At 56.6% G+C, this 23,647-nt stretch carries 19 protein-coding genes and 1 tRNA gene; 10 read left to right on the top strand and 10 right to left on the bottom strand.

The features are described from left to right. Nucleotides 1–38: 38 nt before the first annotated feature. The 3 genes from PQR63_RS15315 to PQR63_RS15305 form a co-directional block, all read right to left on the bottom strand. A tRNA-Ser gene (locus PQR63_RS15315) sits at nt 39–128 on the bottom strand. 67 nt (nt 129–195) lie between these two features. Continuing rightward, nucleotides 196–999 (bottom strand): SDR family oxidoreductase, encoded by an 804-nt coding sequence (locus PQR63_RS15310; RefSeq protein ID WP_408168858.1) that lies wholly within the window; start codon nt 997–999, stop codon nt 196–198. Nucleotides 1,000–1,171: 172 nt separating this feature from the next. Then, on the bottom strand, nt 1,172–1,381 hold the full coding sequence (locus PQR63_RS15305) for a hypothetical protein (protein ID WP_408168895.1): 210 nt from the start codon (nt 1,379–1,381) through the stop codon (nt 1,172–1,174). On the opposite strand from PQR63_RS15305, the gene PQR63_RS15300 reads away from it, so the two are divergent. Further along, nucleotides 1,353–2,117, top strand: a complete 765-nt coding sequence (locus tag PQR63_RS15300) for a sulfite exporter TauE/SafE family protein (protein ID WP_408168857.1) — start codon at nt 1,353–1,355, stop codon at nt 2,115–2,117. The genes PQR63_RS15305 and PQR63_RS15300 overlap by 29 nt on opposite strands. Before the next feature lie 28 nt (nt 2,118–2,145). On the opposite strand, the gene PQR63_RS15295 is transcribed toward PQR63_RS15300, so the two are convergent. Further along, nucleotides 2,146–3,072, bottom strand: coding sequence for a LysR family transcriptional regulator (locus PQR63_RS15295; protein ID WP_094564080.1), 927 nt, complete (start codon nt 3,070–3,072; stop codon nt 2,146–2,148). Nucleotides 3,073–3,384: 312 nt separating this feature from the next. Beyond that, nucleotides 3,385–4,635, bottom strand: coding sequence for a glutamate carboxypeptidase (locus tag PQR63_RS15290; RefSeq protein ID WP_408168856.1), 1,251 nt, complete (start codon nt 4,633–4,635; stop codon nt 3,385–3,387). A gap of 324 nt (nt 4,636–4,959) precedes the next feature. Between PQR63_RS15290 and PQR63_RS15285 the strand changes: the two genes are divergently transcribed. From PQR63_RS15285 to PQR63_RS15260, 6 genes are all read left to right on the top strand, one after another. Then, nucleotides 4,960–5,820: an HTD2 family dehydratase gene (locus PQR63_RS15285; protein WP_408168855.1), complete on the top strand. Its 861-nt coding sequence runs from the start codon at nt 4,960–4,962 to the stop codon at nt 5,818–5,820. Nucleotides 5,821–5,886: 66 nt separating this feature from the next. Then, complete coding sequence (locus tag PQR63_RS15280) at nt 5,887–7,047, top strand: acyl-CoA dehydrogenase family protein (RefSeq protein WP_408168854.1); 1,161 nt, start codon at nt 5,887–5,889, stop codon at nt 7,045–7,047. Between the two features lie 47 nt (nt 7,048–7,094). Beyond that, nucleotides 7,095–8,285, top strand: coding sequence for a CaiB/BaiF CoA transferase family protein (locus PQR63_RS15275; RefSeq protein ID WP_408168853.1), 1,191 nt, complete (start codon nt 7,095–7,097; stop codon nt 8,283–8,285). After that, nucleotides 8,285–9,130 (top strand): HpcH/HpaI aldolase/citrate lyase family protein, encoded by an 846-nt coding sequence (locus tag PQR63_RS15270; protein ID WP_408168852.1) that lies wholly within the window; start codon nt 8,285–8,287, stop codon nt 9,128–9,130. Before PQR63_RS15275 ends, PQR63_RS15270 begins: the two co-directional genes overlap by 1 nt. Before the next feature lie 144 nt (nt 9,131–9,274). Then, nucleotides 9,275–10,399, top strand: a complete 1,125-nt coding sequence (locus PQR63_RS15265) for a zinc-dependent alcohol dehydrogenase family protein (protein WP_408168851.1) — start codon at nt 9,275–9,277, stop codon at nt 10,397–10,399. Between the two features lie 21 nt (nt 10,400–10,420). Continuing rightward, on the top strand, nt 10,421–11,437 hold the full coding sequence (locus PQR63_RS15260; RefSeq protein ID WP_408168850.1) for a TRAP transporter substrate-binding protein: 1,017 nt from the start codon (nt 10,421–10,423) through the stop codon (nt 11,435–11,437). Between the two features lie 77 nt (nt 11,438–11,514). Here PQR63_RS15260 and PQR63_RS15255 read toward each other — a convergent pair whose 3' ends face one another. Then, nucleotides 11,515–12,564, bottom strand: a complete 1,050-nt coding sequence (locus tag PQR63_RS15255) for an NADP(H)-dependent aldo-keto reductase (protein ID WP_408168849.1) — start codon at nt 12,562–12,564, stop codon at nt 11,515–11,517. Between the two features lie 110 nt (nt 12,565–12,674). Between PQR63_RS15255 and PQR63_RS15250 the strand changes: the two genes are divergently transcribed. Then, the gene (locus tag PQR63_RS15250) at nt 12,675–13,907 is read left to right on the top strand and encodes an MFS transporter (RefSeq protein ID WP_408168848.1); all 1,233 of its coding nucleotides are present in this window, start codon (nt 12,675–12,677) and stop codon (nt 13,905–13,907) included. Nucleotides 13,908–13,926: 19 nt separating this feature from the next. On the opposite strand, the gene PQR63_RS15245 is transcribed toward PQR63_RS15250, so the two are convergent. From PQR63_RS15245 to PQR63_RS15235, 3 genes are all read right to left on the bottom strand, one after another. Next, a complete protein-coding gene (locus PQR63_RS15245; RefSeq protein WP_408168847.1) occupies nt 13,927–14,499 on the bottom strand; it encodes a DUF7482 domain-containing protein in 573 nt (190 codons plus the stop codon). A gap of 161 nt (nt 14,500–14,660) precedes the next feature. Next, nucleotides 14,661–16,250 (bottom strand): ABC transporter substrate-binding protein, encoded by a 1,590-nt coding sequence (locus PQR63_RS15240; RefSeq protein ID WP_408168846.1) that lies wholly within the window; start codon nt 16,248–16,250, stop codon nt 14,661–14,663. A gap of 151 nt (nt 16,251–16,401) precedes the next feature. Further along, nucleotides 16,402–19,419: a bifunctional diguanylate cyclase/phosphodiesterase gene (locus PQR63_RS15235; protein WP_408168845.1), complete on the bottom strand. Its 3,018-nt coding sequence runs from the start codon at nt 19,417–19,419 to the stop codon at nt 16,402–16,404. Nucleotides 19,420–20,028: 609 nt separating this feature from the next. Here PQR63_RS15235 and PQR63_RS15230 point away from each other — a divergent pair. After that, nucleotides 20,029–21,135 carry an S-(hydroxymethyl)glutathione dehydrogenase/class III alcohol dehydrogenase gene (locus PQR63_RS15230; RefSeq protein WP_116433896.1) on the top strand — a complete coding sequence of 369 codons (1,107 nt, stop codon included), beginning with the start codon at nt 20,029–20,031 and terminating at the stop codon, nt 21,133–21,135. Nucleotides 21,136–21,139: 4 nt separating this feature from the next. After that, a complete protein-coding gene (fghA, locus tag PQR63_RS15225) occupies nt 21,140–21,985 on the top strand; it encodes an S-formylglutathione hydrolase (RefSeq protein WP_408168893.1) in 846 nt (281 codons plus the stop codon). Between the two features lie 93 nt (nt 21,986–22,078). Here fghA and PQR63_RS15220 read toward each other — a convergent pair whose 3' ends face one another. Next, the gene (locus PQR63_RS15220; RefSeq protein ID WP_094564066.1) at nt 22,079–23,644 is read right to left on the bottom strand and encodes a DHA2 family efflux MFS transporter permease subunit; all 1,566 of its coding nucleotides are present in this window, start codon (nt 23,642–23,644) and stop codon (nt 22,079–22,081) included. Between the last annotated feature and the right edge of the window lie 3 nt (nt 23,645–23,647).

Raw genomic sequence — 23,647 nt, 5'->3', positions numbered from 1 at the left:
TCCTTGATAATACATGAAATCAACGACTTGGAGCTCTGTGGCGGAAGGTGTGAGATTCGAACTCACGAAGGGCTTACGCCCTCGCCAGTTTTCAAGACTGGTGCATTCAACCGCTCTGCCAACCTTCCTGCGCAAGCCGCGCATTATACATGAGTTGCCCGGCTGCTACCGTTTTGGTTTTTGGAAAATGCCAGTTTAGAAAATACCTGGGTAAGCGCCGCCATCCATGAGTACGTTCTGACCATTGATATAGCCTGCGTGTTTGCTGCACAGAAATGCGCAAGTGGCACCGAATTCGTCCGGGTCGCCGAAGCGGCCAGCTGGTGTTTCGGCCATGCGTTGCACGCGGACTTCTTCCGGTGTTTCGCCTGTCAGTTTGGCGGAGCCGACGAAGCTGCTGCGCAGACGGTCGGTTTCGAAACTGCCAGGCAGCAGGTTGTTGATGGTCACGCCGCTCTTGGCGATATGGCGCGAGACGCCGGCGACGAAGCCAGTCAGCCCCGAGCGGGCACCGTTGGACAGGCCGAGGTCGTAGCGAGGCGCTTTGACCGAGCTGCTGGTGATGTTGACGATGCGGCCCCAGCCGCGCGCGATCATTTGATCGACAGTGGCTTTGATCAGTTCGACCGGCGTGAGCATGTTGGCGTCAATGGCCTTGAGCCAGATCTCGCGATCCCAATCGCGGAAGTCGCCCAGCGGAGGGCCGCCGGCATTGTTCACTAGGATGTCGGGGCCGTGGCCTTTTTTACCAGCGATTTCGTCGACGGCGGCGAGCGCTTTTGCACGGCCTTCCGGTGTCGCGATGTCAGTGGCGACGGCGATCACCTTGATGTTGCCGAGTGCGCGCAGTTTGGCGGCGGCTTGATCCAGCGCTTCCTGGCCACGTGCGACGATGACGACATGTGCGCCTTCACGCGCCAGATGTTCGGCACTGGCATAGCCGAGACCTTTGCTTGCGCCGCAGACGAGGGCGATTTTTCCTTGTAGTCCGAGATCCATGATTCTTGAGTCCTTAGTGTTGGGTTGTCACATTCATGCTTCGATACGTGCTTTCGCCGGATTAAAAATTTTCATCCGACGCTTCTGAGCAGATCGTGTGCTTCGCTTGTGACGGCGAGGTCTGGCTGATAAACTGGCCGACAGCTTGGGGAGGGCGCGGTTACGATCCGTTTTATTTTTTGCGGATCAGGTAAATCGCCAGCGCGATAATGATGACAACGCCAGCTTCAAGTACAACAACCAGAACGCCGCCACTTCCATTATTCACGCCTATCTCCTTTTTGGTTCGCCAGTTCGGCAAGTCTTCTCGGTCTTTCGACGGGACTTGTCCAGCAAGTGCGTACTTTACACCTATGATGCATTCCTTGTATTTCACGGTCATTGTTAACTTCTTACTCGGGGGTGTGCTGGGTGCCTTAGGCGGTTTATTCGGCATAGGCGGCGGCTTGATTGCGATTCCCATTCTCGGATTTTTATATGGTATGGATCAGCAGCTCGCGCAGGGCACGGCACTGGTGATGATTGTGCCGAACGTGGTAATCGGTTTTTGGCGCTACAAGCAGCGCAACAATATTGTGCTGAGCTCGACATTGCAGATGGCGATTCCGGCGGTGTTCATGACGTATTTCGCGGCGCGATTCGCAACGTCTATTGATGCGCGTTCACTGCATCTCGCGTTTGCGATGTTCATGGTGGTACTCGCGGTGTACTACTTGTGGACTTTGATGCGAAAGCAGAAGGAAATGATTCCGCGTGCGCGCCTGCCGAAGAAATATATTTTTCTGATGGGTATTGCGGCGGGAGCATCGGCTGGTTTTTTCAGTGTCGGCGGGGCCATTGTGGCCGTACCAGGTTTGGTAGGGTTGTTCGGTCTGACACAGACTGCAGCCCAAGGCTTGGGTCTGGCGATGGTCGCACCTGGCACTCTGGTGGCGCTATGGACGTATGCCAGCGCGGGACATGTGGACTGGAGCGTCGGTATTCCGCTGGCACTAGGCGGTATGTTGAGTATTTCCTGGGGCGTGGCGCTGGCTCATCATTTGCCGGAACGACGTTTGCGGATGTTGTTTTGCGGCGCTTTAATCGCCATTGCGCTGTGGATGATGACCCACGGTTAAGCGCATCGCAAAGTGCATCATTGTTAAATCAGGCAGCTTCTTTCTCTACCGGCACCGGCGGCACTTGCGCCGTCTGCTGCTTGATGAATTCCACCAGATCACGTGCATACAAGGGCAGGGCGTCCAGATTCTGAACCACCATGCTGCGCTCGCGCACGCTCCACGGGTCGGTCAATTCTGTCAGGCTCAGTTGCATGGTTTGTTTGTGGCGCAGTGCGGCTGAATGCGGCACGATACCGATACCGACATTCGTCTCCACCATACGGCACATGGCTTCAAAACTGCGTACTTGAATCCGCAATTTGAGGCGCTGTCCGCTTTCCGACACGATGCGGTTGAGGAAGTGATGCAGCGTGCTGCCTTCGTGCAGACCGACGTGTTCGTACTCCAGTGTTTCCGCGAAGGCGACCTTGCCGGCACCTGCGAGTGGATGCTCCAGCGCTGTCGCAAGGACCAGTCGATCGGTAGAGAAATTCAGTATCTCCAATCCCTCTCCCTGCACCGGGCCGGCGACGATGCCGATGTCGGCTGTGCCTTCCTGAATGCCGCGCATGATGTCGTGATTCAGCCGTTCTTCCAGCGCGACGTTGACTTGAGGATGCAGTGTGAGAAATTTACCGAGGATCTCCGGCATGAACTCGGTCACTGCTGTGGTGTTCGCGAAAATACGGATATAGCCCTTGATGCCATTGTTGTATTGCTGCATGTCGCCTTTGAGGCGTTCGACCTGTTGCATGAATTGTTGCGCATGGCTCAGAAAGGTCTGGCCGGCGGGTGTCAGTTGTACGCCTTTGCTCTCGCGATAAAGCAGGCGCATGCCGAAGCGCGTTTCCAGCTCCTTGATGCGGTTGCTGGTCGCCGCCAATGACATGTTCATGCGCTCGGCGCTACGCGTGAGGCTGTTGAGTTCGGCAATCAGAATGAACAGGCGCAGGTCGGTCAGGTCGAATAGCATGATGTCGGAGTCTCTCTGAAATGGTCGCCGGTTTGATGGGGCCGGTCTGTTTTGTCTAGACTTATATTACGCCTAAAATGGCAAGGTCAGTGACTGCGGTCATGTGCCGTCGGCAACGACAACACAATTGTGCCCTTGTTGCTTGTGCTGCTATTTTCGCCTGTTTAATTCTTCCTGTGGTTTCTATCGGCATTCTGCATGACGGCGGCAACATGCTCTCAGTGATGCGCCAATAAGTAAGAGTGTAAGAGTAAGTTGACGCAAGGAAAGCGGGCTATTGGCAGCCCGCTTTGGTTTGGCCTGAGCTGACGCTTACTTGCCTTTTCCCATCGCTTCCATCATGCGTACCGTGAGATACAGACGCGGCACAATACTGTCCAGATCGGCCCATTCATCGGAAGAGTGGATGCGGTCGCCGACGATGCCCATACCGTCAAGGACTACAGGCTTTCCGGTTTCAGGATGATAGGCGAAACCGGCATCGGTGCCGTAACGCATCGAGACCGGCGTGATCGACTTGCCGAGTTCTTTGTAGATGCTGTCTGCGGTTGCCGCGAGGCGATCGCTTTCAGCATTCTTGCTGAATGGAGGACGGCGGTTTTCAACTTTAACCTTGACGTCGGTTTCCGGAATCAGCTTCTTTTGGATAATTTTGTCGGCATCGGCTTGCACACGCTGAATCTCGGCGACGTCAGACATGCGCATGTCGGCGGTGGCGCTGGCCTTTTCAGGAATGATATTGACGCGGTCGCCGGCCTGAATCACGGTCCAGTTGACCGTGGTGCCTTTGGCGGGGCTGCCCAGATCCTTCAACTGGATGATCTGATTGGATAGCTCTACTGCCGCATTGCGGCCTGCTTCCGGCGCGGAGCCTGCGTGCGAGGCGCGGCCCTTCACGTCCAGGTGGACGTAGGCGATGCCGTTGGTGGCGACCGTTACAACGTCAGCCTCCGGCGGCTCAAACACCAGTACGTAATCCTGATCTGCCGACAACTTGGTGATCATGTCACGTGAACCAAGCGAGCTTTTTTCTTCGTCAGGATTGAATAACACAGTGAGTGTCTTGTAGTCCTTGAATCCGCGTTCACGTGCGATGTCGAGCGCATAGATAATTAACAGTGCGCCACCTTTGGCATCGGCTACGCCGGGACCATAAGCCTTGTTGCCGACGATCTTGAAGGGGCGTTTGGCGGCTTCACCAATGCCGAACACCGTGTCGAAGTGAATCATCAGCATGATGTTCCTGGTGCCGCTGCCTTGCAATTTGCCGATTACCATTTTGCCGGCAGCCGGCGGTGCTGCGACAATCTCGACGCTGGCGCCAACTTCTTTCAGGCGTTGTGCCAGCACGGCTTCCACTTGTCCGAGACCTTTGGCATCGTCAGTACCGGAATCGATATTGACCAGCGTAGTCAGATCCTTGATCAACGGATCCTTGCGTTTTTGTGCCGCTTGCAACAAGGCGTTGTCGGCTTGCGCTGCCGGTATTGTTTGAGCGAAAGACGCTGCGGAGTTGGTGCACGCCAGAACAGCGATCAGCGATATCAGATGTCTTTTCTTCATAGGTCTCTCTTGGAGTTGTTGATTCAAAAGCAGGCTCTTGCTGACTAAACAGAAATTTGCCATGGAGCACTATAGCAGCAGATTTTCGTGTGGCGACTGCGACTCGTCGCGTGGCTTGTCCACTCTGGTGTGAGTGTGAAAATTGCTGCAATTGCACATAGGTGACTTCAGAAAAGACGATGCCCCCCTTCAAAAAATACAGATTGTTTTGACAACGTCCGGCGCTCAGACTCTGTTGCGTTCCCGAATCATCCGGCTTCATGGCGGGTTGGATACGGATGCCTACAGAAAGTAAACACAGAGTGACAAAGACGGGCCACGCATATGAGCACGCATGACATCGACCTGACGCTATTGCGTCAATGGGTAGGCAAGACAGAGTCGCACAGCGACACCATCAATCCGGCTTTCGCTGCAGCGTTGGCGGCGACGCTGGACCATCCGCAAGCACCGGTGACAGGCGATGCCTTGCCGCCGTTATGGCATTGGATTTATTTCTGGACGGTGTGCCGCCAATCGGAAGTCGGCGATGACGGTCATCCACGCCGTGGCGGATTTTTACCGCCGGTGCCGCTGCCGCGCCGCATGTGGGCAGGCGGACGCCTACGCTTTGCAGCGCCCCTGCCGATTGGGGCGACCGCAGTCAAGACCTCGCGCATTGCCAGCGTCGATGTCAAAAAGGGCAAGACCGGCGAGCTGGCTTTTGTCACTGTCGCGCATGAGATCGCGCACAACGGCCAACTTGCCGTCTACGAAGAACACGACATCGTCTATCGTGGCATGCCGCAACCGGGCGCAGTCCCGGTCGCACCGAAAGCCGCGCCGACGGAAGCCGACTGGCGCCGCCGCATTGAGCCGGATCCGGTGCTGCTGTTCCGTTATTCCGCACTGACCTTCAATGGTCACCGCATCCACTACGACCGCAGCTACGTCACAGGCGTTGAGGGCTATCCCGGACTGATCGTGCACGGGCCGTTGATTGCCACTTTTCTGGTCGACTTGCTGGGACGGAGCCTGCCGTTGGCACGCTTGATGGAATTCAATTTCCGCGCTGTCGGTAGCTTGTTCGATACCGAGGCCTTCGAGGTTTGTGGAAAATTATCAGCCGATGGCAAGAGCGCAGAACTATGGGCGCAGAACCTGCGCGGCGAGCTGGCAATGCAGGCGCAGGCCGTGCTGGCGTGAACAAGTCATCCATTTCTCCAACAGTCAAATAAGCAAATAAACAAATAATCAACAGAGGAATCATCCATGTCTCATCAGTCGGACGCTTATCAAGACTTGCGCGACGCCGTGCGCGATCTTTGCAATACTTTTCCGCCGGAGTATTGGCGCAAGGTCGATGAAGCCCGCGGCTATCCCGAAGAATTCGTCGATGCACTGACCAAGGCCGGCTGGCTGGCGGCGCTGATCCCTGCTGAATACGGCGGCTCAGGTCTGGGGCTGACGGAGGCGTCAGTGATCATGGAAGAAATCAACCGCACCGGCGGCAATTCAGGTGCTTGCCACGGCCAGATGTACAACATGGGTACTTTGCTGCGTCACGGTTCCGAGCAGCAGAAGCAGCTCTATCTGCCCAAGATCGCCAGCGGCGAATTGCGTCTGCAATCGATGGGCGTGACCGAGCCGACAACCGGTACCGACACCACCAAGATCAAGACCACCGCTGTCAGAAAGGGTGACAAGTACGTCGTCAACGGCCAGAAGGTGTGGATCTCGCGCATCCAGCATTCTGACCTGATGATTCTGTTGGCGCGTACGACGCCGCTTGATCAGGTGAAGAAGAAATCAGAGGGCATGTCGATCTTTTTGGTCGACCTCAAGCATGCCATCGCCAATGGTATGTCCGTACGACCGATCCTCAACATGGTCAATCACGAGACCAACGAGCTGTTCTTCGACAATCTGGAAATCCCGGTTGAAAACCTGATCGGCGAAGAAGGAAAAGGCTTCAAATACATCCTCGACGGTCTCAATGCCGAACGCACGCTGATTGCAGCCGAATGTATCGGTGACGGCTACTGGTTCATCGACAAGGCAGCGCACTATGCCAAGGAACGTATCGTCTTTGATCGGCCCATCGGTATGAATCAGGGAGTGCAGTTTCCGATTGCGGACAGCTATATCGAGTTGGAAGCGGCTAACCTGATGCGCTTCAAGGCCTGCGAATTGTTTGACGCCCATCAACCCTGCGGCGCGCAGGCCAACATGGCGAAATTCCTTGCGGCCAAGGCATCGTGGGAAGCTGCCAACGTCTGTCTGCAAACACACGGCGGTTTTGGTTTCGCCTGCGAATATGACGTCGAGCGCAAGTTCAGAGAAACGCGTCTGTATCAGGTTGCACCGATTTCCACGAATCTGATTTATTCCTACGTAGCCGAGCACGTCCTCGGATTACCACGGTCGTTCTGATGCAATGATGTGTTCGTCTCTATCAACTTTCAGGCAAGAGAAAAATCATGATGCAATCCTTACGTCCTCTTGAGGGCATTACCGTCGTCAGCCTTGAACACGCCATTGCCGCACCGTTCTGCACACGCCAGCTGGCTGACATGGGCGCGCGGGTGATCAAGGTCGAACGTCCCGGTGTCGGCGATTTTGCACGCGGCTACGACGAACGCGTTAATGGTCTCTCATCGCATTTTGTCTGGACCAACCGCTCTAAAGAAAGTCTGACGCTCAATCTGAAAGACGACGAGGGCAAGGTCATCATCGACAAGTTGTTGTCCGAAGCCGATGTGCTGGTACAAAATCTTGCCCCCGGCGCGGCTGCAGGGCTGGGCTTGTCGGCAGCTGTGCTGCACAAGAAGAATCCGCGTCTGATCGTCTGCGATATTTCCGGCTACGGCGAGAACGGCCCTTATCGCGACAAAAAGGCCTATGATTTGCTGATTCAGAGCGAAGCCGGTTTTCTGTCTGTGACCGGAACGGCAGACGAACAGGCGAAAGCAGGTTGTTCAATTGCCGATATCGCCGCCGGCATGTACGCCTATTCGCACATTCTGGCAGCCTTGATCAAACGTGGCCGCGACGGCGTAGGCAGTCACATCGATTTGTCGATGCTGGAGTCGCTCACGGAGTGGATGAGTTTTCCGATGTACTACGCCTATCAGGGCGCATCGGCACCGGTGCGTTCCGGTGCGGAACACGCCACGATCTATCCTTACGGCCCATTCACGGCTGGCGACGGCAAGGTCGTGATGCTGGGCCTGCAGAACGAGCGTGAGTGGAAAGTGTTTTGCGAATCCGTGTTGAAGAATCCAGCCCTGACGCAGGATGCTCGCTTCTCGACCAATTCACGCCGTCATGAGAATCGCACTGAATTGCGGCAACTGATCCTCGACATGTTTGCACCGCTGACGGCGGAGCAGGTGGTGGCCCGTCTCGATGACGCGCAGATTGCCAACGCCCATGTCAACACCATGCAAGACCTCTGGCAGCATCCGCAACTGGCGGCGCGTGAGCGTTGGGCCGAGGTAGGTTCACCGGCAGGAACGCTGCCGGCGCTGCTGCCGCCGGGCGTCAACAATACGTACGACTTCCGCATGGATCCTATTCCCGCGCTGGGCCAGCATACCGATACCATCCTCGGCAAACTTGGCTATGCACTGGAGCAGATCGACCAGATGCGCGAGCGCGGAGCAATCTGATGTCAGCCGCCGCTTCGGTCCGTTCTTATCTGTTTGTTCCCGCCAATCGGCCTGATCGCTACGTCAAGGCATTGGACAGTGGTGCCGATGCCGTGATCGTGGATTTGGAGGACGCGGTTGCCCCCTCGTTCAAGACGCAGGCAAGGGACACCTTATCGGACTGGCTCGCTCGACAAGAGCAGCCAGCAGTGAATCTGTGGGTGCGCATCAATGCGGCTGACACGCCATGGCATGCGGATGACGTCCGTTGTTTCGCCGAGGTGCTTGCCGGCAGGATCGCCGGGATCGTCCTGCCCAAAGCTGAGGATGGCGACACGATTCGACATATCGCTCAACACTTCACCGGCCCAAGCAGCCAGGCGCGTGTGCTGCCGTTGATCGAAACTGCAGCCGGCATCGCGCAGATGCGTCAGATTGCCCAAGCCGGTCACGTTGAGCGGCTGGCGTTCGGTTCCATCGATCTGCAAGTTGATCTTGGCATGCAGTGCGAACCGCAGGAGAGCGAGCTGTCGCATCTGCGTATTGAGATGGTGATCGCATCAAGGCTGGCGAATATTGCCCAGCCCGTTGATGGCGTGACGACGAGTTTTGACGACGTGCCGTTTCTGGCCGCTGCCGTCAGCCGGGCGCGGCGCAGCGGCTTCGGTGCGAAATTGTGCATTCATCCCCGACAAGTGGGCGTCGTCAACCAAGGCTTCTTGCCGAGTGATGACGAGATGGCCTGGGCGCGTGCCGTCATGGATGCAGTGGCAAAAAGTGACGGTGGAGCAATCTCATTGAACGGCAAGATGATCGACAAACCAGTGATCATGCAGGCGGAGCGGTTCCTGCGTCAGCACAGGTAGGCGTCTGATGAAGACCGAAGTGCGGCAATAGTCGAATTGCGGGCAAAAATAGAGTAAAACAGAGACCGAAGTCAAAATGTACTACTCAATTTGCAACCCAATCCCATCCGACTATAAACGCATCATCCGAAACAGGAGACAGACATGAAGATCCAAGCCGCAGTATTACGAGAAATGACCACGGTCGAACCTTTTGCCAGCAGCCGGCCGCTGCGGATTGAAGAACTGGATCTCGATGCGCCGGGGCCAGGCGAAGTGCTGATCAGGATGCGCGCGGCGGGCTTGTGCCATTCCGATTTGTCGGTCATTACCGGTGCACGTCCTCGCCCGATGCCGATGGCGCTGGGGCATGAGGCTTCCGGCGAAGTTGTTGAGGTTGGTGCAGGCGTTAGCGATCTGCGTCCCGGCGATCTGGTCGTGCTGGTGTTTGTGCCCAGCTGTGGGCATTGCATGCCGTGCATGGAGGGACGCCCGGCGTTGTGCGAGCCTGGGGCGGAAGCTAATACTAAAGGCCAACTCCTATCCGGCGCGATGCGCTTGCGCGGGCAGAACAAAGTCGTCAACCACCACCTCGGCGTATCGGCATTCGCAGATCACGCGGTGGTGTCACGCCGCTCCTGCGTCAAGATCGAAGCTGATATCGATCCGATTGAAGCAGCCTTGTTTGGTTGTGCCGTATTGACCGGTGTCGGCGCCGCAGTCAACACCGCCGAAGTCAAAGCCGGAACCACCGCAGCCGTGCTCGGCCTGGGCGGCGTTGGCCTGTGCGCCATGTTGGGCGCACTGGCTTCCGGCGCGCGTGAAGTGATTGCAATTGACCTGCACGACAGCAAGCTGGAGTTGGCGAAGTCGTTGGGTGCAACGGCAACCGTCAATGCACGCGATCCCGACGCTGTGGAAAAGGTCAGGGCGCTGACCAAGGGCGGCGTCGACTACGCCTTTGAGATGGCCGGTTCAGTGCAAGCCATGGAAGCAGCCTACCGGATGACACGTCGCGGCGGCATGACGGTGACTGCCGGCTTGCCCGCGCCGGATCAGAAATGGGCCTTGCAACAAGTCAGCCTGGTGGCGGAAGAGCGCACCGTCAAAGGCAGCTACATCGGCTCTTGCGTGCCGGTGCGCGATATTCCGCGCTATATCGGCCTGTATCAAAGCGGACGGCTGCCGGTCAACAAATTGATGGGGCAGCGTCTGGCCCTGTCTGACATTAACAGCGGCTTTGACCGTCTGGCTTCGGGGGAAGGATTACGCGATCTGATTGTTTTTTGAGGTACAACGAGGAGACAAGGAATGATGAAAAAAATATTCACCGCTGCAACGATGGCGGTTGTTCTGGCACTGGCAGTGCAGGCGATGCCTGCGCTGGCGCAGCAACCTATCGTGATCAAGTTCAGCCACGTCGTGGCGAACAACACGCCAAAAGGCAAGGGCGCCGAACGCTTCAAGCAACTGGCGGAAGAGCGCACCAAAGGCCGCGTTAAGGTGGAGGTCTATCCCAATAGCCAACTCTACAAGGACAAGGAGGAGCTGGAAGCGCTACAGCTCGGCGCAGTGCAAATGCTGGCGCCATCGCTGGCCAAGTTCGGTCCGCTGGGCGTGAAGGAATATGAAGTATTCGACTTACCCTATATTTTCCCGAACCGCGCGGTGCTGGCGCGTATCACCGAAGGTCCGATCGGGCAGGGACTATTCAAAAAACTGGAAAGCAAGGGTATCAAGGGGTTGGCGTATTGGGATAATGGCATGAAGGTCATGACTGCCAACAAGCCTTTGCATAAGGTTGATGACTTCCGTGGTCTGAAGATGCGCATCCAGTCATCCAAGGTATTGGATGAGCAGTTCCGTGCCTTGAAAGCCAATCCGCAGGTGCTTGCCTTCTCCGAGGTATATCAGGCCATGCAGACCGGTGTGGTCGACGGCAGCGAGAATACGCCCTCCAATATCTATACTCAGAAAGTGTACGAAGTGCAGTCGCAATTGACGGTGTCCGATCACGGCTACATCGGCTATGCTGTGATTGTGAACAAGAAGTTCTGGGACAATCTGCCTGCCGACATCCGCACCCAGCTTGAGTCGGCAATGAAGGATGCAACACGTTACGCCAACGCGATTGCGCAGCAAGAGAATGAAGATGCGCTGGCGGCGATCAAGGCTTCCGGCAAGACCAAGGTCTACTATCTGACCGACGCCGAAAAAGCCGAATGGCGTAAAGCGCTGCTGCCGGTGCACAAGTCGATGGAGTCGCGCGTAGGCAAGGATCTGATCCAGGAAATTTATAAAGAGACCGCAACCTTGGGCGCGAAGTAATTTACCTTATTTGCGATCACGCCAATAAAACCCCCACCGGCGTAAACCGGTGGGGGTTTTGTTTTTCTCATCGTGGATCAGGGCGCTGGATTCGGCTGCGTCTTGTGGATCGCGTCGATTTGCTCAATGATTTCCGGCGACAGTTGCACCGACAGACTGTCGATGTTGCTGCGCAGTTGATCCATTGTGGTCGCGCCGATGATGTTGGACGTGACAAAAGGACGGCTGCTGACATAAGCCAGTGCCATCTGTGCCGGGTCGATGCCATGCTTACGCGCCAGAGCGACATAGGCCTTGGTTGCTGCTTCGGCTTGCGGGTTGGTGTAGCGGGTGAAACGTTCGAACAGGGTCAGGCGACCGGCGGCCGGACGCGCGCCGTTTTCGTATTTGCCGGACAGCATGCCGAAAGCCAGCGGTGAGTAGGCCAGCAAGCCGACCTGTTCGCGATGGGCGAATTCAGCCAGGTTGATTTCGAAACCGCGATTGAGCAGGTTGTACGGATTCTGGATGGTGACGATACGCTCCAGATCAAACTTCTCGGCGGCACGCAGGAATTGCGCCACGCCCCACGAGGTTTCGTTGGACAGGCCGATGTGGCGGATCTTGCCGGCTTTGACGAACTCGGACAGGATGCGCAGTGTTTCATCAATGGCGACGGTATCTTCGTTGGCAATATGCGAATAGTTTAGCTGGCCGAAGCTGTTGACGCTGCGATCCGGCCAGTGCAGTTGGTACAGGTCGACGTGGTCGAGTTGCAGGCGTTCCAGGCTGCCGTTGAGTGCCTCAGTCAGACCCTTGCGGTCGAAGTTATTGATGCCGCCGCGAACGTGGCGCGGGTTGTGCGGCTTGCGTGCCGGGCCGGTCGCTTTGGTGGCGATCAGCAATTGATCGCGCTTGCCGGATTTTTTGAGCCAGGTGCCGATATAACGTTCGCTCAGGCCCTGGGTTTCGGCCTTGGGCGGCACCGGATACATTTCGGCGACATCGATCAGGTTGATACCGCGCTCGGTGGCGTAGTCAAGCTGCGAGTGCGCTTCGGCCTCGGTGTTTTGTTCGCCCCAGGTCATGGTGCCGAGTGTGATCAGGCTGACGTTGATATTGGTGCGGCCAAGAGGGCGGTATTGCATGGGTGAATCCTTTCGGAAGGCTGACAGACGGCGTGCGGGAAATAAAGTAGTATATCCGCGCGTGAAACTTCGCGCAGCGCCTCTCACCGCATAAGAATATTTCCCCGCCAATGACCGCCTCCATCGCTCCGGAACAACTGTTACACCACCGCTCTTTTTGTTTGTTTTGGCTGGCAAGCGTGGCTTCGACAATTGCCCTGCAAATGCAAATTGTCGCCGTGGGATGGCAAGTCTATCAATTGACGCACAGCGCTTTTGATCTCGGTATTGTCGGGCTGGTGCAGTTCATTCCTTCGCTGTTTCTGGTGTTCATCGTCGGCCACGTCGCCGACCGTCATGATCGTCGCCAGGTGGCGCGTTTCAGTATTCTGGTGGAGGCGATTGCTGCCGGTCTTCTTGCTGCGGGTAGCATCGGCGGCTGGCTGAACAAAGAAACGATTTTTGCGATCGTCTTCGTGATCGGGGCGGGCAGGGCATTCAGCAAGCCGACAATGTCGGCCATGCTGCCGACCTTGATGCCGCCATCGCTGTTGCCGCGTGCTGTTGCCGGATCTGCATCGGCGACACAGGTGGCAATCATCGTTGGGCCGGCGCTGGGTGGTTTCCTTTACGTGGCGGGGCCATCGGTGGTCTACATCACCAGTTGCGCCATGTTCATCCTTTGCAGTGTGCTGGTGTCGCTGATCAAGGTCGAGACGCCTCCGTCAAAACGTGAAAACGCGACGCTCAAATCGGTGTTTGCCGGTATCGCTTACATTCGCAGCAAGCCGGCGATCTTTGGCGCGATTTCTCTCGACCTGTTTGCGGTGTTGCTGGGTGGTGCCACGGCCTTATTGCCGGTGTATGCCCACGACATTCTGCATACCAATTCTGTCGGCCTTGGGTTGCTGCGCTCCGCGCCTGCGGTAGGTGCTTTGTCGGTAGCCCTTTTTCTGGCGCGCAATCCGCTGAGGGGGCGTATTGGTCGCACGATGTTCATCGCCGTCGCTATTTTTGGTTGTGCGACGATTGTGTTCGGCTTGTCGCATTCCTTTGTCGTGTCGTTGCTGGCGCTGGTGGTGCTGGGCGCTTCCGACATGATCAGCGTAGTGGTGCGGTCGACTTTTGTGCAGTTGGAGACGCCGGACGAAATGCGTGGCCGCGTGAGTGCAGTCAATTCGGTCTTCATCGGGACGTCAAATCAGCTTGGTGAATTTGAATCCGGACTGACGGCGGCATGGTTTGGCGCGATACCGGCAGTACTGATCGGCGGCATTGGCACGCTGGTGGTGGTGGGGCTGTGGATACGCTTTTTCCCGCAGCTCTACCATGTCGACAGGCTCGCGCCCGCCGACAAAAAATAGAACGAAAAACGTTTGGTGCTCAGGGTTCAGGATCCTGATTGGCGAGGTGGATGCGGATGTTGGGCAGTGTGCCGCCTTCTGCCGAAAATACCACCGGGCAATTGACGATCAGGTTGGTTTTTTCAATGCTGACCTGGCCGGCTTCTTCCGCCGCCAGCACTTCTTCTTCCGATTTCAATACACGCGGCTGTTTTCCAGGTAGCCAGCTGACCTTGTGGACTTGCCATAGCGGCGAATAATTGACGTTCTCGTTGTTTGAGCCGGTCGGCGACGGCAGCGACGGCAACACGCCACCTTGCTTGAAATTCACAAACGAATAGATACGCTCTACAGCACCCGGTTGCCCCGGCTGGCGTTGCTGGTTGATGGCATTGGCCAGTCGCGGCACGTAGTTGGCGCCCATCTCGGCCGCAGCCTTCTTATCGGACACGTCGGTGGTGACGTAGCGCACGACCTTGCCCTCATACCAGCCGGAGATCAGAGGGAGTTCCACGATGTCACCGGTTTGCTGAGCCTGTGCGGGGTGGATAGTCGACAAGCCGGTGCAGAGCAGGAGTGAGGATAGTACTTTGAGGAAGAGGTTTTTTTTCATTTTGATACTTTCGGTCAGTCAATCAGCAAAGTGGCGCAAGTTGGAAAATAACCATTGGTCGTTATTTCGATCAGGATATTACAGCGACCAAGAAAAAAGGCCTGCGGCAGAATGCCGGCAGGCCTTTTTTACGTCATGAGGCGAATGCTGCGTTTATCGTGTTATTGCGGATGGAACTGATGTGCAAAGGTGAATTCGTCAATACGCGGGGTGTACTTGATGCCCTTGCGCACAGCCCATGTTGCGTACTGGTGATGCAGCGGGATCACGGCATAGTCAGTCAGTGCCACGGTTGCCGCCTGCTTGGCGAATTCCTGACGCTGCTTCTCATCCACGGAGGCCAGCGAGGACTGCACCAGTTTGTCGACTTGAGGATTGCTGTACTTACCCCAGTTCCACGAACCCCAGCCGGTGCTCGCATCTGTCGTGCCGACTAATGTACGCAGACCGAAATCGCCTGCCAGCGTGCCCCAGCCCAACAGGGAAACGCTAAAGTCGCCATTGCGTGCTTTACCGAAGTAGACCGACAGCGGGAAGGTTTCGACCTTGGTCTGGATGCCGACGCGGCTCAGAAATTGCGCGACAGTTTGGACCACGCGCTCATCGTTGATGTAGCGATTGTTCGGGCCATGCAGCGTCAGCGCAAAACCATTCGGATAACCGGCAGCCGCCAGCAGCTTCTTGGCGCCTTCAGGATCGTATTTCTCGACCTTCAGGTTGTCGGCGTAACCGAGGATGCCCGGTGCGACGATATTCGATGCCGGTGTTCCGAGGCCTTCCAGTGTGCGCTCGGTAAGCGCCTGGCGGTTGATTGCCTTGGAGATCGCCTGACGAACACGGATGTCCTTCAGCGGGTTCTTGTCCAATGGTTTGCCGGACTTGTCAGTGATATCAGGCGTCTTGTCGCGCGACTGATCCAGTGTCCAGAAAATCGTGCGCCACGAGGTACGTTGCACCAGTTCGAACTTTGGATTGGTTTTCAGCTTAGGCACGTCTGCCGGCGGGACACTGTCGATGGCATCGACTTCGCCTGCCAGCAATGCAGCCAGACGCGCGCCGTCTGAGGTCAGGATACGGAAGGTGACTTTGTCCCAGTCGGCCTTGCCGCCCCAATAGCTGTCGTTGCGCACCAGTTCAATGCTGTCGCCGCGTTTGAAGCTGCCGAACTTGAACGGACCGGTACCGATCAATGCTTTGCCGCTGTTGAAGTCTTCAGTGGTCGCGTTTTGCGCCGCCTTCTTTGAGACGATGAAAATGGTGCTCACATCCAGCGCCAGCGGGCCGTATGGTGTCGCTGTCTTCAGGCGCACGGTGTACGGATCGACGATTTCTTTAGCGACGATCTGCTTGGTATAGCTGGTGAACGGGCCGGGGCTGTTGGTCAGCGTGGCCGGACGATCCAGCGAAAAGACGACATCTTCCGCGGTGAAATCGGAACCGTCATGGAACTTGACGCCGCGGCGCAGCTTGAATTCCCAGGTGGTCGGATCAATGGCTTTCCACGATATGGCGAGACCGGGGATCAGTTTGCCGGTGGCATCGACATTGACCAGCGCGTCAAACAAGTGCGACGACAGTGAGATGTTCGGGGCGATATTGTTGAAATGGGGATCGAGTGTGGACACGTCGGCAAACAGACCGATCTTGAGTTCGGCGGCTGCGACGGAATGCGCAGTCAGAGGCAGCGCGACGGTGGCGGCGATGCCGCTGAAGGCCAGGCTGAGCAATTTTTTCTTGAAAGACAATGCCATCACAACTCCCTGTAAAAATGATGTAAATCAGGCGCTTATTCTAAGAGTACTTGTTGATTCAGGTGCAACAATATTCCTATTTGCTTATGCGGTGCGCGAATGACATTGGCAATGTACATGCAATAAGAGTTTTATGCAGAGAGTGCCGAAACTACAGCTTAGGTTGTGCGTGCTGCTGCAGCATCTGAACGAAAGCCGCATGCGGTATCGGCCGGCTGAAGAAATAGCCCTGATATTCATCCGAGCCGAATACTTGCAAGGCTTTCAACTGGACTTCCGTTTCCACCCCTTCAGTGACCACCTTGAGGTTGAGCGCATGGGCCATGGCAATGATGGCCTGGACGATGGCGCTGCCGTTGGCGTCGTGGGGGATGTCAGTAATAAAAGATCTGTCGATCTTGACGTTGTCGACCGGGAAACGCTTCAGATAGGCGAGGGAAGAGTAGCCGGTGCCAAAGTCGTCGATGGAAATCGTGAAGCCCAGCGCGCGGATGCCGTCCATGATGGCGATGGCTTGCTCGCGGTTGTGCATCACCATGCTCTCGGTGATTTCGAATTCCAGGCTTGCAGAAGACACGCCGCGCGATTGCACCACGCGCTGGATATCGGCCAGCAGATTGTCGTCATTGAACTGACTGCCGGCGAGGTTGATGGCAATGCGGCCAAACGCCAGACCAAGCCTGTTCAATGAGTCGATATCGACGCAGGCGCGATCCAGAACTTGCAAGCCGATCTGATCGATGAGTCCGGCTTCTTCCGCCAGCCCGATAAACTCGCCCGGTGGCAACAGGCCGCGTACCGGATGCTGCCAACGCACGAGGGCTTCGGCGCCGACGATGCGCGAACTCTTGAGATCGACCTTGGGTTGATAGTGGACGACGAATTCCTTGCGTTCGATGGCGCGGCGCAGTTCGGTTTCAAGCGCAATACGTTCGATGGTGTGCGTGTTGACCTCATCCGAATAAAAGCGGTAATCGTCCTTGCCTTTGTGTTTGGCGCGGTACATGGCAATGTCGGCGTTCTTGATCAGTGTCTGCGCGTTGGGGCCGTCGGTCGGATAAGTGGCGATGCCGATGCTTGTGCTGAGTTGGCATTCGTGGCCGCTGATGTCGAAGGGCTTGCGTGCTTCAGTCAGGAGCTTTTGCGCGATTTCGCCGAGTTGCAGCGGGTCTTCGTAGTCGTCAACCAGAACGATGAATTCGTCGCCGCCGACGCGTGCCAGGATGTCGAGTTCGCGGAGGCAATTGCGGAAGCGGATGGCGATTTCTCGCAGCAAGGCTTCGCCGGTTTCATGGCCGAAGGTATCGTTGATATTTTTGAAGCGATCCAGATCCATCAGAAATACTGCAACCTGTCCGCCGCGGTGCTCCGCATGGGCGATGGCATTGCTGATGTGTTGCGTGCACAGGAAACGATTCGGCAGGCCGGTCAGTTCGTCGTAGTGGGCCAGATGACGGATACGGTCTTCGGCCTTGCGGCTTTCGATGGCGACGCTGGCCAGATCGGCAACCACACCGGCCAGATGCAGGTATTCACTGGCAGGTAAGCCATGCTCTTTAAGCAGCGCCGAAAATACCCCCAATACCTGGCCTTCCTTGCCGACGATGGGCCAGGAGCCGCAGGAGGGGAATTCTTCCAGGTTGATGAATTGCCGTGCATTCTCCATGACCGGGTCAGCCAGGATGTCGCCGACAACATATGGCATGCGCGTGATGACTGCTTCGCTACTGGCGCCGTTGCCGTGCGCGATCGGCATGCCCAGATAACCGACGCGCATGCGTTCCGACAAGCGGGACGTAAAGATCGCGGCGAAGTACGAGGCTTCGTCGTTGAGCATCAGGATGGAGCAGACGCTTTGCGGAATCTGTGAATCGGCAAACTGCACGATTTCTTTGAGAATGTCTTCCAGATCGGCATCGGTCATGACCAGATGGAGGATGCGATTTTGCGTGGTCTGCAGCAGTTCGGCGCGTTTGCGTGCGCTGATATCGCGCAGGATTGCAAAGATCGCATAGCCTTTGTCGAGTTCAGTGCGGTTGATGGTGACGTCGGTGTAGATGATTTTGTGACGCCGTATCGTGACCCATTCAAATTGTTGCGGTTCGCCGGCAATGGCTTTTTCGATGAGCGCCATAATGTCCGGCTGTTGCAATTGAAGTGCGCTCTGACGTGAGAACAGGCCGACTTTCTTGCCGATGATGCGTTGTTTGTCCGCGACTCCGAAGAATCTGACTGCCGCAGCATTGCAGTCGATATAAAGCATGTCTTGGCTGATCAGTACGATAGGGTCGTTGCCGTCGTCGTAGAGTTGCCGGTAGCGATGTTCGCTTTCAGTCAGCGCGTCGTCCAGTTTTTGCTTGTAGTTGTAATAGATGATGAACGCGACCAGCGCCAGCAGGATGAATCCGCTGATGCCGACCGACAGAAGAATACGGTTAAGCGTGCGGCTCTTCCAGGGCATGAGTACGTCGTCCATGCGGCGCGAATACACGGCCACCATCGGCGAATCCGGGATCTTCTTGTAGGTGAAGAGCAGATACTCGCCGGTCAATATGGAATGCTCCGCGAACGCACCTTCATCAGCGCCGTTGCGGATGTTGATCATGCTCTTGGCGTCACGCAGGCTCCTGTCGATCCAGGTCGGTTCGAACGGGGACCGTATCATCAGCGAACCGTCGAGCTTGCGCAGCGAGACGATGGCCTTGTAATTGGTGATGCGTTTGTAAAAATCGAAGAAGTAGTTGACTTTGAGTTCGGCCACGATCATGCCGACATGCTGGCCGCGTATGTACAGGTTGCGTGCGATCGGCAGGATCAGTTCCTGGTTGCCGGGGCTCTTGATGAGCTGGCCGACAAAGTAGCCAGGTTTGGCGGGATTGGCATCGACTTGGCGTAATTGCAGATCGCTGAGCTCGATTTCGGTAGCGCCCACGCGTGAAGAACTGGCACGGCTGACGCCAGTCAGATCGACAAAACGCAGCACTTGCACAGGAGGTAAGACCTGTTTTTCGCGCACCAGCAATTCATACAGGGCAACGTCGTCTTCGAGGATATGCTGGTCGGCGATCTGAATAGATACTGCCGCGGAGTTCAGCATGCGGTCGACGTCGACAAGTATTCGCTCGGCGTGCTCTTCCACGCTGCGTACGGCAACCATCGAACTGCTCATTTCCGAGTCGATGGTTAACTGACGATCCTGCCGGACTTCCCACCATGTCTGGGCACTGATGACCGCAATAACGAATGCGACGAAGAAAAACAGAGTTCGTAGCGTGCTGGTTGCTCTTCCTGGCTTTTTCCCTTTTCCCATGTGGCGATAGTGAATTCTGTTGCGTCAGCCAACCATTCAGAACATCTGATCCCTTCGCGCTGTTCTTTTTGCCTTGCGAAGGGCGCTTGCAAGTCGTACAAATTTTGTTTCTTCTATGAATTGCTTGCTATGGGATCAACCATACCGTATGCAATGCTCTTTGTCATCCTCCTAACAAATTAACAGTTCGGATTGTATTCACCTCGGGAAGTTCGCTGCTGTTTATAGGGGATGAGGGGCTTACGGGGAATTCATGAAAAGATTCAAAGATAGATGAGAGTGCTTCTCTTTTGCGCCTGCGAATTCTTTGTGGCAATGCGATAATACGGCCCTTCAAGCAGCTTTCAATACCGGTCCGACCAGTTATCTGCACCGCCTGGCTAAGCGCAGGTGCGACAGAAGGCGGGGCGGGACGCGCAGGCGTGCACAAATAATCTCAGTATTCCATCAACAGATCAAAGGACAGAAATGAAAACCAAAGCAGCAGTCGCCTGGCAAGCAGGCAAGCCATTGACCATTGAGGAAGTCGAACTGGGCGGCCCGAAGGCCGGCGAAGTGCTGGTCGAAATCAAGGCAACCGGGATTTGCCATACGGATTACTACACGTTGTCGGGTGCCGATCCGGAAGGCATCTTTCCTGCCATTCTCGGCCATGAAGGTGCGGGCGTGGTGGTTGATGTCGGTCCTGGCGTCAAGAGTCTGAAGAAGGATGATCACGTCATTCCGCTGTACACCCCGGAATGCCGCGAGTGCAAATTCTGCCTCTCGCAAAAGACTAACTTGTGCCAGGCTATCCGCTCAACGCAAGGTCGCGGACTGATGCCGGATGCGACCAGCCGATTTTCGCTGGACGGCAAGCCGCTGTTCCATTACATGGGCACATCGACGTTTTCCAATTACATCGTGGTGCCGGAAATCGCGCTGGCGAAGATCCGTGAAGATGCGCCGTTCGACAAAGTCTGCTACATCGGTTGCGGCGTGACCACCGGCGTTGGCGCTGTGCTGTTTACCGCTAAAGTCGAAGCGGGTGCCAATGTAGTCGTGTTCGGCCTGGGCGGCATCGGTCTGAACGTGATCCAGGCAGCCAAGATGGTGGGCGCCAACAAGATCATCGGCGTCGATCTGAACCCCGGCCGTGAAGCGATGGCACGCAAGTTTGGCATGACCGACTTCATCAATCCAAAAGATGTCTCCAATGTGGTCGACGCCATCATCGGCCTGACTGACGGCGGTGCCGACTACAGCTTCGAATGCATCGGCAACACCACCACCATGCGTCAATCGCTGGAATGCTGTCACAAGGGCTGGGGCCAGTCGATCATCATCGGCGTGGCCGCAGCAGGGCAGGAAATCAGCACCCGTCCATTCCAACTGGTTACCGGTCGCGTCTGGAAGGGCTCGGCTTTTGGCGGTGCACGCGGCCGTACCGATGTGCCGAAGATCGTCGACTGGTACATGGAAGGCAAGCTCAACATTGACGACCTGATCACGCACAAGCTGCCGCTGGAACGTATCAATGAAGGTTTCGATTTGATGAAGAGCGGCGAGTCGATCCGTTCCGTCGTCGAGTTCTGAGATGGTGCTGGAACTGTTAAGCGACCACGGCTGCTTCGGCGGCGTGCAGGGCTTCTACAAGCATGACTCGCGAGAGATCGGCCTGCCGATGCGCTTCTCGGTGTTTGTGCCGCCGCAAGCCAAAGAAGGGCCGGTGCCGGTCTTGTTCTATCTCGCCGGTCTGACCTGTACCGAAGAAACCTTCATGATCAAAGGCGGTGCGCAACGTGTCGCGGCTGAACTGGGCGTCATGCTGGTGGCGCCGGATACCAGCCCGCGTGGAGCCGGTATCCCCGGCGAAAGCGACTCATGGGATTTCGGCGTCGGTGCAGGGTTTTATCTGGATGCAACACAAGAGCCTTGGAGCAAGCATTACCGCATGGGTTCGTATGTGGCGCAGGAGTTGTTGCAACTGGTGTTGGCGGAGTTTCCTGCGGATGTGGCGCGCGTGGGCATCTTCGGGCACTCCATGGGTGGCCACGGTGCCTTGACGCTGGCGTTACGCCATCGCAATGTCTTTCGTTCGGTGTCGGCTTTCGCGCCGATTGCTGCGCCGTCGCAATGTCCTTGGGGCGAAAAGGCGTTTGGCAATTATCTCGGCAGTGACCGGGCCGCATGGCTGCAATACGATGCCAGCGCACTGATGCAACAGCTGCAGACGCCGTTCCCGCAAGGGATCCTGATTGATCAGGGACTGGGTGACAAATTTCTGGAGCAGCAGTTGTTGCCTCAGGCGTTTGAAGCTGCCTGCGCGCAGGCGAAGCAACCGCTGACCTTGCGCCGGCATGAGGGCTATGACCACGGCTATTACTTCATCTCGACCTTCATGGAAGATCACTTGCGGTTTCATCACCGCATTTTGTCGGCCTGAGCAGACTGTCGACGCTGTCCGCTGTAATAAAAAAAGCGCTCGTTCTTATCAGGAACGAGCGCTTTTTCGTTTGGTACGCAGATCAGTGTGCCACTAGTGTGCAGCAGCTGCTGCCTCCGCACCGGCACTACCCTTGGCCGGCTTGATGATCCAGATCACGGGAATGATCACGATAAAGATCACTGCCGACAGCCAGAAGATATCGTTGATGCCGATCATTGCCGCTTGCGCATTCAGATTGCGTTCGATCAGGCCGGTCGCCTGCTCGGTGCTCATGCCGAAATTGCCGGTGAGATTGCTGAACATCTGTTGCAATGCCGTGCTGTAGGGCGTCGCATGTTCCGTCAATTGCGCGTGATGAACAATGGTGCGATTGTTCCAGGCCGTTGTCGCCACGGAAGTGCCGATTGCACCGCAGAACACACGCACGAAACTCGACAGACCGGCAGCGGCAGGAATGCGTTCCGGCGGCAAACCGGACAGCAACAGCACCGTCAGCGGCACGAAGAACATCGCCGTCGGAATACCTTGCAGCAGCGTCGGCAGGATGACAGTCCATTGATCGACTTCCAGCGTGTAACGCGACCGCAGCCAGAACACCAGTGCGAAACAGACAAAGGAAGCCGTCGCCACTTTGCGGGCATCCACACGCGGCAGGAACTTGCCGATCAGCGGCATCAGGATCACCGCAAAGATACCGAGCGGTGCCGTCGACAAACCTGAGTCGATCGCCCGATAGCCGAGATATTGCTGCAGCCACTGCGGCAACAGCACCAGATTGCCGAAGAACACGCCGTAGCCGATCGAAATCGCCACCGTACCGCCGAAGAAGTTACGCCTGCCGAACAGGCGCAAATCCACCACCGGGTGATCGTTGTTCAGCTCCCAGATCACGAAGTAGGCAAAGGCCACTGCGGCAATGATACCCAGTGTCACAATGGTCGGCGAGGCGAACCAGTCGAGATCCTTGCCTTTATCCAGCATGATCTGAAACGCCGCCACCCACGTGATCAGCAACAGCAGACCGATGGTGTCGATCGGCAGCTTGTGCGTAGGACTCTCACGATCTTTATAGATCGCTATCGTCATGCCGGCAGCCAGCAAGCCCACCGGGATGTTGATGTAAAAGATCCACGGCCACGTATAGGCATCGGTAATCCAGCCGCCCAGTGCGGGACCTGCTACGGGAGCAACCACCGCCGTCATGCCCCATAGCGCAAGGGCGAATGAAGCCTTGGATTTGGGGTAGGCCCCCAGCAGCAGCGACTGCGACAACGGTACCATCGGACCTGCGACCAGGCCTTGCAAGACACGCGCGGCCAGCAAAATCGGCAGCGTCGGTGCCAGACCGCATAGCCACGAGGCCAGCACGAACAACAGTACCGACGTCACGAACAGACGTACGGCGCCGATACGTTGCGTCAACCAGCCGGTCAGCGGAATCGAAATCGCATTGGCCGCAGCAAAGGAGGTAATGACCCAGGTGCCTTCATCGATCGAGACACCGAGGTTGCCCGAAATGGTCGGGATCGCCACGTTCGCAATCGATGAATCGAGGACGTTCATGAACACCGCCAGCGACACGCACAAGGTGCCGAGCACCAGCTTGCCACCGGTCAGCGGTGGCGGCGGTGTATAGGTTTGAGGACTGCTCGCCATGGA

Source organism: Herbaspirillum rhizosphaerae, from assembly GCF_046025915.1.
In the GTDB taxonomy this organism is placed as follows: Bacteria; Pseudomonadota; Gammaproteobacteria; order Burkholderiales; family Burkholderiaceae_D; genus Herbaspirillum; species Herbaspirillum rhizosphaerae_A.
The sequence above is the reverse complement of the archived record's forward strand: the minus strand, read 5'-3'. Positions and strand labels throughout refer to the sequence as shown.